This window comes from Lysinibacillus sp. NPDC086135 (assembly GCF_044746345.1).
Classification (GTDB): domain Bacteria; phylum Bacillota; class Bacilli; order Bacillales_A; family Planococcaceae; genus Lysinibacillus.
Genome location: NZ_JBIVCA010000033.1, coordinates 21296 through 29804 on the forward strand (window position 1 = coordinate 21296; position 8509 = coordinate 29804).

6 protein-coding genes, 1 rRNA gene and 1 other annotated feature (1 of these 8 only partly in view) are annotated in these 8509 nt (G+C 38.3%); of the genes, 1 reads left to right on the forward strand and 6 read right to left on the reverse strand.

Going from position 1 to position 8509, the window contains the following annotated elements:
* Positions 1–38, reverse strand: a binding site (T-box leader) (it extends 186 nt beyond the left edge of the window).
* A 49-nt stretch (positions 39–87) separates the two neighbouring features.
* On the reverse strand, positions 88–651 hold the full coding sequence (pdxT, locus tag ACIPKN_RS25850) for a pyridoxal 5'-phosphate synthase glutaminase subunit PdxT (RefSeq protein WP_400941688.1): 564 nt from the start codon (positions 649–651) through the stop codon (positions 88–90).
* Positions 652–654: 3 nt separating this feature from the next.
* Positions 655–1539 (reverse strand): pyridoxal 5'-phosphate synthase lyase subunit PdxS, encoded by an 885-nt coding sequence (gene pdxS, locus ACIPKN_RS25855; RefSeq protein WP_400941690.1) that lies wholly within the window; start codon positions 1537–1539, stop codon positions 655–657.
* Positions 1540–1644: 105 nt separating this feature from the next.
* On the opposite strand from pdxS, the gene pdxR reads away from it, so the two are divergent.
* Positions 1645–3069, forward strand: a complete 1425-nt coding sequence (gene pdxR, locus ACIPKN_RS25860) for a MocR-like pyridoxine biosynthesis transcription factor PdxR (protein WP_400941693.1) — start codon at positions 1645–1647, stop codon at positions 3067–3069.
* Between the two features lie 25 nt (positions 3070–3094).
* Here pdxR and asnB read toward each other — a convergent pair whose 3' ends face one another.
* The 4 genes from asnB to rrf all read right to left on the reverse strand — a co-directional run.
* Positions 3095–4933, reverse strand: a complete 1839-nt coding sequence (gene asnB / locus ACIPKN_RS25865) for an asparagine synthase (glutamine-hydrolyzing) (RefSeq protein ID WP_400941695.1) — start codon at positions 4931–4933, stop codon at positions 3095–3097.
* A 250-nt stretch (positions 4934–5183) separates the two neighbouring features.
* A complete protein-coding gene (locus tag ACIPKN_RS25870; RefSeq protein WP_400941698.1) occupies positions 5184–6515 on the reverse strand; it encodes a D-alanyl-D-alanine carboxypeptidase family protein in 1332 nt (443 codons plus the stop codon).
* Positions 6516–6656: 141 nt separating this feature from the next.
* A complete protein-coding gene (gene guaB / locus ACIPKN_RS25875) occupies positions 6657–8120 on the reverse strand; it encodes an IMP dehydrogenase (protein WP_142510978.1) in 1464 nt (487 codons plus the stop codon).
* 298 nt (positions 8121–8418) lie between these two features.
* Positions 8419–8509, reverse strand: a 5S ribosomal RNA gene (rrf, locus tag ACIPKN_RS25880); the annotation flags it as partial.

Consider the following 8509-nt stretch of genomic DNA (forward strand, 5'->3'; position numbering starts at 1 on the left):
AAAACGTGCTTGCTACTACTTCCCATCATCGTGTTCAGTTATTTAAATTTTATCCATACTGTACTATATGAAGTGAAAATTTGCAAGTCATACCATAGAAGATACAAAATATTCAAGAATTCGTGCATCTGACGTTAATTCTGGATGGAAGGAACATCCTAAGAAATGGCCGTCCTTTGCTAACACGATCTTGCCTTCATGCTCCGCTAATATTTCAACACCTTCACCTATGGAAACAATATGTGGCGCACGTATAAAGACTGCCGGAATAGCAGCACCTATTTCCGGTATGTCGAGCTTCACTTCAAAGCTATCTACCTGACGTCCATAAGAATTCCGTGCAACTACCACATCCATTACTGCTAAATGTGATTCATAATCCACTAATTCCTTTGCTAATAAAATCAATCCTGCACATGTTCCAAACATCGGTAAACCGTGCTTTGCAAGTGCGCGAATTGGCTCCAATAGCTCATAGCGATTCAGCAATTTCCGCATCGTTGTACTTTCTCCACCAGGCAAAACAAGTCCATCAAGCTTCTCTAAATCAGCACTTTGTTTTACTAAGACCGTTTCGCATCCAAGAGACTCTAACATTTGCACATGCTCTCTTACCGCTCCCTGTAATGCTAAAACACCGATTCGCTTCATTTTTTACCAACCTCGCTCTTGCATACGCTCATTTTGACCAAGCTGTGCAATATCGATGCCTTTCATCGGAACACCTAGCTCTTTTGAAATTTCAGCAATTAACTTGTAGTCCTTATAATGCGTAGTAGCCTCAACAATTGCACGAGCAAATTTCTCTGGGTTCTCTGATTTAAAAATACCAGAACCAACAAATACACCGTCTGCTCCAAGCTCCATCATTAATGCTGCATCAGCTGGAGTAGCAACCCCACCTGCTGCGAAATTCACTACTGGTAAACGGCCAAGACGCTTAATTTCTCTTAATAATTCAAAAGGAGCACCGAGCAATTTAGCCTCGGTCATTAATTCATCCTCTGTCATACCAACTACCTTACGTACTTGCGCATTCACTTTACGCATATGACGAACTGCCTCAACAATATTACCTGTCCCTGGTTCCCCTTTAGTTCGTAGCATAGAAGCTCCCTCACCAATGCGTCGAGCAGCTTCGCCTAAATCGCGACACCCACAAACAAAGGGCACTGTGTAATCGCTTTTTAATAAATGAAACTCTTCATCTGCTGGCGTTAATACTTCACTTTCATCAATATAATCGACACCCATTGCTTCTAACACTCTTGCTTCTACAATATGTCCAATACGTGCTTTAGCCATTACAGGAATGGATACTGCCCCCAATACCTCCTCGACAATACGAGGATCAGCCATACGTGCAACACCACCCGCCTTGCGAATGTCTGATGGTACTCGCTCTAATGCCATAACAGCTACAGCTCCTGCCGCTTCCGCAATTTTCGCCTGTTCTGCATTAATAACATCCATAATGACGCCACCCTTTTGCATTTCCGCCATCCCGCGCTTAACTAATTCTGTACCTGTTTGTTTCATGATTTCTAACCTCCACCTTTATGATGAAATTTAGTATAATTGAAATTGACCATATAAAAATATCCAGTTTATAAAATAATCGTAAGGTCAGGAGAATTAATGCACATGGACATGCTATTATTCCAACTAGAAAAAAATGGTGAAAAACCGCTCTACGATCAGCTTTATCGCGGCATTAAAGAAGCTATTATTACAAATAAAATAGCAGTAGGAGAAAAATTACCATCAAAAAGAAAATTAGCCGATTTTTTGAATATTTCACAAACAACAATTGAAATTGCCTATGCACAGCTACTTGCTGAAGGGTATATTATGTCTAAATCCCGTGTCGGTTATTTTGTAGAGGAAATTGACGAGCTTCCGTATATTCAGCAGGATACAATAACTTCCTTAAACGAACAACCTAAGAAAAAATCGTACAAGATAGATTTTAATCCTGGTTCGATCGATATTGATGCCTTCCCTTTTCAGACATGGCGAAAATATGCGAAAGAGCTCTTTGATGATGCCTCAAAGGAATTATTATTAACAGGTGAGCCTCAGGGAGAACTATCTTTGCGAACAGAGATTGCTAATTATTTATTTCAATCACGCGGGGTTGTATGTAGTCCTGAGCAAATTGTCATCGGTTCAGGAACAGAACAGCTTCTACCAATGATTTTGCGCCTCTTTAGTGACAATACTTGTTTTGCCCTTGAAAACCCTGGATATCCAGCTGTGCATCGTATGTTTTCCCAACATAAGCGAAAGGTTTATCCAATTGCAGTCGATGATGAAGGAATTATCATTCATGAGCTCGAAAAAACTAGCGCTGACGTTGTTTATATCACGCCATCTCACCAATTCCCTACAGGAGCAGTATTATCGGCGACAAGACGTGCACAGGCTTTAAATTGGGCCTCACAAAGCTCCTCTCGATACATTATTGAAGATGATTATGATTCTGAATTTCGTTATACTGGAAAACCAATTCCTGCACTTCATGCATTAGATCGAAATGATAAAGTAATTTATATGAGTACATTTACAAAATCATTAATGCCGTCCTTACGCGTCGCTTATTTTGTACTTCCACCAAAATTACTTGCCGCTTATAATGACGTATTTAATTACTACTCATCGACAGTACCTCGTTTCGATCAACATATTGTAGCTAATTTTATGCGTGACGGCCATTTTGCTAAGCATTTAAATCGAATGAGAAAGATATATCGAAAAAAGCATGAAAAACTTACTTCTATTTTAGAAAACTATTCTAATCAAATTAACATTACTGGTGAGCAAGCAGGCATGCATATTTTACTCGATGTACAACATACTTTGTCTGAAAAGCAATTACAGCAGTTTGCTTCCAATGCGGAGATCAGAATCTATCCACTCTCTGATTATCGCTTGGATCACTCTTCACCCTTAAAAGCTCAATTTTTACTAGGCTTTGGAGGCATACCTGTACATGAAATTGAACCTTCTATCGAAAAGCTAATGAACTGTTGGGATATACAGAAAAAAAACCAATCAACCTCACGTTAAAAGGTTGACTGGTTTTTCTTTGATATTATGATTCTATTAGCTGAATATTATAAAGCTCAAACCATGTATGAATTTGACCCAGATAAGCTAAAAGCTGTGGACCTGCCATTAATTGTCCATACCAAGGAACTTTGAAAGAACTGCCACCCGATTCAATGAGCTCTATTAGTTTCTGTCGTTCAAATAATTCATGAAGAATTGAATTTTTGTCCTCCATTATGCCTTTGAGCCATTTTTGAACGCCCGCTGTATAAACTGGATGATACGTTTTAGGATACGGGTTCTTTTTCCGATATAAAACTTCTTCTGGCAATAAATGCTGCATTGCTTTACGAAGTAAACCCTTTTCCATACCGTTTAAATTTTTCATTTCCCAAGGAATATTCCACGTATATTCTACAAGACGATGATCTGCAAACGGCACACGGACTTCAAGACTCGCCCCCATGCTCATACGGTCTTTTCGTTCCAGCAATGTTTGCATAAACCATACCATATTCAAATAAAACATTTCTCGTTGCCTTACTTCCTCAATACTCTCCCCATCAAGATATGGTACTTCAGCAATTGTCTCCGAAAAAGCCTGTTGCGCATATGATTCAACTTTTAATTTCTTACGCCATCGCTCTTGTAACATTGTTGATCTTTCAGACAATGAACGAATCCATGGAAAACCTGTAGTCGTTTCTGTAAACCATGGATAACCACCGAAAATTTCATCTGCACATTCACCTGATAGCGCAACGGTAAAATCCTTTTTAATTTCTCGACAAAACCATAATAACGATGAGTCAACATCTGCCATTCCTGGTGAATCTCTAACGATGACAGATTCTACTAAGCAATCGATTAATTGCTGCTGAGAAATTTCTTCAGCATGGTGTGTTGTACTAAAGGTATCTGTCATTTTTTGAATCCAATACGTGTCCGTGGATGTTTGAAAAGCATGTGGATTAAAAAAACGTTCATTATCCTCGTAGTCTATAGAGTACGTATGAAGTTTGCCTTTATTTTGTTGCTGAAACATGGTTGCAGCAATTCCCGTAATAATACTGGAATCTAATCCTCCTGAAAGTAATGTACAGATTGGTACGTCTGAAACAAGCTGTCGTTCAATAGCATCCGTTAGTAAAAAACGGACATGATCGATTGTCTCCTCTAATGACTCTTCATGATGTTTACTCTGTAACTGCCAATACTGCCAAACGCGTATACCCTCTCTAGAAAAACGCATTGCATATCCTGGACGTAACTCATTAATATTCTGAAAAGGTGACTTTCCGGGCGTTCTAGACGGTCCTACAGCCATAATATTTGCTAGCCCTTCCGTATTAACGGTTGTTTTAATCAATGGATGAGCTAATAATGCTTTCACTTCGGATGCAAAAAGTAAGCCGTCTTGTTGTTCTGTGTAAAATAAAGGCTTTACACCTAATCTGTCTCGGCATAAAAACAGAGATTGTGATTGTTCATCCCATACACCAAAAGCGAAAATTCCATTTAAAAAATCAACACACTGCTCTTTCCATTCAATATAAGCAGTTAATAATACTTCCGTATCTGAATGTGTTGTAAAAAGATGCCCTCTCTTTTGCAGCTCTTTTCTTAGTTCTTCTGTATTATATAGCTCGCCATTATATGTAATGACATAGTTTGCACCATCGTGTACTTTTTTCATCGGTTGCTTCCCACCGATTAAATCTATGACGGCTAGCCGACGATGACCAAATGCAATATGCTCACTACACCAAATATTTTCATCATCTGGCCCTCGTTTATTTAACGTTTGCGTCATTAACTTTAGAATGTCATTAGTTGTTCTTAAATCCTTTTGAAAGCTAGCCCATCCTGTAATACCACACATTTAGCCACATCCTTTCGCCTAATAGCGTATGCAGTAAAGCGTAAAAATGTGAAAAAGGAACACGTAGATGTTTTAAAAACATCTACGTGTTCCTTTTATTAATTATTATCAATTATGCCTCGGCATAATTGTGTCTGGAATCGGCCGGAGGCTTTAACTTATTTCAGAAGATGTTTGGACAGCCGCTGGAAAGTAACTTAAACCCGCATTCATCTCCGTCTATAGAGGTGGAGACTTCTACTGAAATAAGTTAAAATAAGCCACCAACAAAGTCAGTAATGCCACTCCATAAGTTTCCGAAGAAGCTACCAACACCTTGGAAGAATAATGAGATACCGCTAGCGCGCTCCACAGTCTCTGTTGTAACAACATCGGCTTTAAGGTCCTTACCGTCAATAAAACCGTAATCTGTGCCCTCTGAGCGTTCAATAACTAACTTCCCGACAACTGTATCCTTCTTAACCTCTGCTTCAAGACTCTTTTTATCTAAAACTAGTTTAGGTTTATATAAATCTTTCTCAGATGACTTAACCATAAATGAAACTGGTTCTTTAACAGCAATCGCTACTTTGTTTTCTTTACCTTTCGTAACTTTTACTGTTTCTTGATCTTTAAACTTATAGTTCGCTGGAATAATTTCTTGTTTTGAGAATTGTGAGAAACCATAATTAAATAATTTTGCAGTTGCATCAAAACGAGCTTTATATGAACCTTGTCCATTTGCATCAACAGCCTTCATAACAACAGCAATTAAACGTGTACCGTTGCGTTCAGCGGTACCTGTGAAGCAATGACCAGCAAACTCTGTTGTTCCTGTCTTTAAACCGTCAACGCCTTCATATTGGAACACCAATCCTGGCAACATAAAGTTCCAGTTTTCCATGTTAATTGCATCTTTTGTACCTTCACGGAACGTCTTTTTTGCAATTTTAGACGTTTTTAATACATCAGGATGATCTTTTAGTAAATGATATGCTAATTTAGCTATAGATTTAGCAGGCATTACGTTTTCATCATTTGGTCCAGTACCTGCTGGATGCATACCAAATAGATTTGCATTGTTAAGACCAGAAGAGTTTACGAATTTATAGTCTTTAAGACCAAGCTCTTCTGCTTTTTTATTCATTAGTTTTAAAAACTCAGTTTCAGTACCTGCAATTGTTTCTGCTATAGCAACTGTTGCAGCATTTGCAGAGTAAATTGCCATTGCCTCATATAATTCACGAATTGTGTAAGATCCATCTCTACGCAATGGTACATTACTTAACGCACGATCTTGAGACATTTTATACGTATAATCAGTTACATGATATTCCTGATCCCACTTAACTGTACCTGCTTTAATTGCGTCCAATAACAGGTATTCAGTCATCATTTTTGTCATACTCGCAATACCTAGTGAAGTATCTGCATTTTGTTCATATAAAATTTTTCCTGAATCTGCGTCAATTAAAATTGCAGCATCCACGTGTAGTCCTAAATCTGTTTCTGCATTTGCCTTCGCTGGAATACCTGCTAAAACACTAAATAACAAAACAGGAATTAGGAGTAAGCGTATAACAGTGTTCATTGTCTTTTTCACCTTTAAAGCCCTCCAAAAAATATTCTTGTCCTCGACATTTTATCATATATAGTAATGTCCGTGCGCACTCTCTATCATAAAAAAATGCTCTCGTGTCATCTTTGTAGACGATTCGAGAGCATAAAAGTTGCTAGTAATATATTACATCGAATAGTTTGGTGATTCTTTTGTGATTTGTACATCATGTGGATGTGATTCACGTAGACCTGCACCTGTCATACGAATAAATTGAGCATTTTCACGTAAGTACTCAAGGTTAGCTGAACCGCAATAGCCCATACCTGCACGAATACCACCGATTAGTTGATAAATTGTATCTGCTAGTGGTCCTTTGTATGGAAGGCGACCTTCAATACCCTCTGGTACTAATTTTTTCGCATCCTCTTGGAAGTATCGATCTTTTGAACCTTTTTCCATAGCTCCAATTGAACCCATACCACGGTAAACTTTAAAGCGACGACCTTGGAAGATTTCAGTTTCACCAGGAGATTCAGAAGTACCTGCAAGAAGTGAACCAAGCATTACAACGTTACCACCAGCTGCTAGAGCTTTAACGATGTCTCCTGAGTATTTAATGCCTCCATCAGCAATAATTGCTTTACCAAGCTCACGCGCTACTGTCGCACAATCGTAAACAGCTGTAATTTGTGGTACACCAACACCTGCTACGACACGAGTAGTACAAATAGATCCTGGGCCAATACCAACTTTTACTACATCTGCTCCAGCTTCAAATAATGAACGTGCACCTTCAGCAGTTGCCACGTTACCAGCGATAATTTCAAGCTCTGGATAAGATTCACGGATAGAGCGAATTGTTTGTAATACACCCTCAGAATGACCGTGAGCTGTATCGATTACTACGATGTCTACTTGTGCTTCAACCAGCTTTTCAATACGTATCATCGTATCTTTTGAAACACCAACTGCTGCCCCTACTAATAAACGACCATGTATGTCTTTAGCAGCGTTAGGGAACTCAATTACCTTCTCAATATCCTTAATTGTAATTAAGCCAGTTAATTTACCTTCTTCGTCTACAATTGGTAACTTTTCGATTTTATATTGTTGAAGAATCTTTTCAGCATCCTCTAGAGTCGTTCCAACAGGAGCTGTAATTAAATCTTCTTTTGTCATAACTTCTTCAATTTTTAAAGAATAGTCGGAAATGAAACGTAAGTCGCGGTTTGTAATGATCCCTACTAGCTTTTGGTTTTCCATACTATCAACAATTGGTACACCAGAAATTCGGTATTTACCCATTAAATGCTCAGCATCGAAAACTTGGTGAGTCGGAGTTAAGAAGAATGGGTTAGTAATAACACCATTTTCAGAACGTTTTACTTTTTCTACTTGCTCAGCTTGCTCATCAATCGACATGTTCTTATGGATAATACCGATACCACCTTGACGTGCCATAGCAATTGCCATTTTAGACTCTGTAACTGTATCCATGCCTGCGCTGATCATTGGAATATTTAATTTAATCTTCGGTGTTAGTTGAACTGATAAATCAACATCTTTCGGTAATACTTCTGAATGCGCTGGTACTAATAATACATCATCAAAAGTTAAACCTTCTTTGGCAAATTTAGTTTCCCACATTTCGTAACGTCCTCCTATAGTTAAAAGAATATTAATTGTAAGATTAACAACGTGCTAAGCTACTGTCAAGAAACTTATAAAAGAAAGACAATTCAGATTTTTCGATGTGGTAACTCTGATAGTCTTTTCGCCCTTTTTCCACTAAGTAAAATATAGGCTTTTTTAATTTCTTCTACATTTAGAATAGATAATAGTTAAGCTCTGTCTTATTTTAGGCAAGTTTTGCTGAATTATTGATAAATTATTAAGGTTTTTTATAAAAAAACAAACAGTCAGCACTCAGCTGACTGTTTACATTGCCTAGCGACGTCCTACTCTCACAGGGGGAAGCCCCCAACTACCATCGGCGCTAAAGAGCTTAACTTCCGTGTTCGGTATGGGAACGGGTG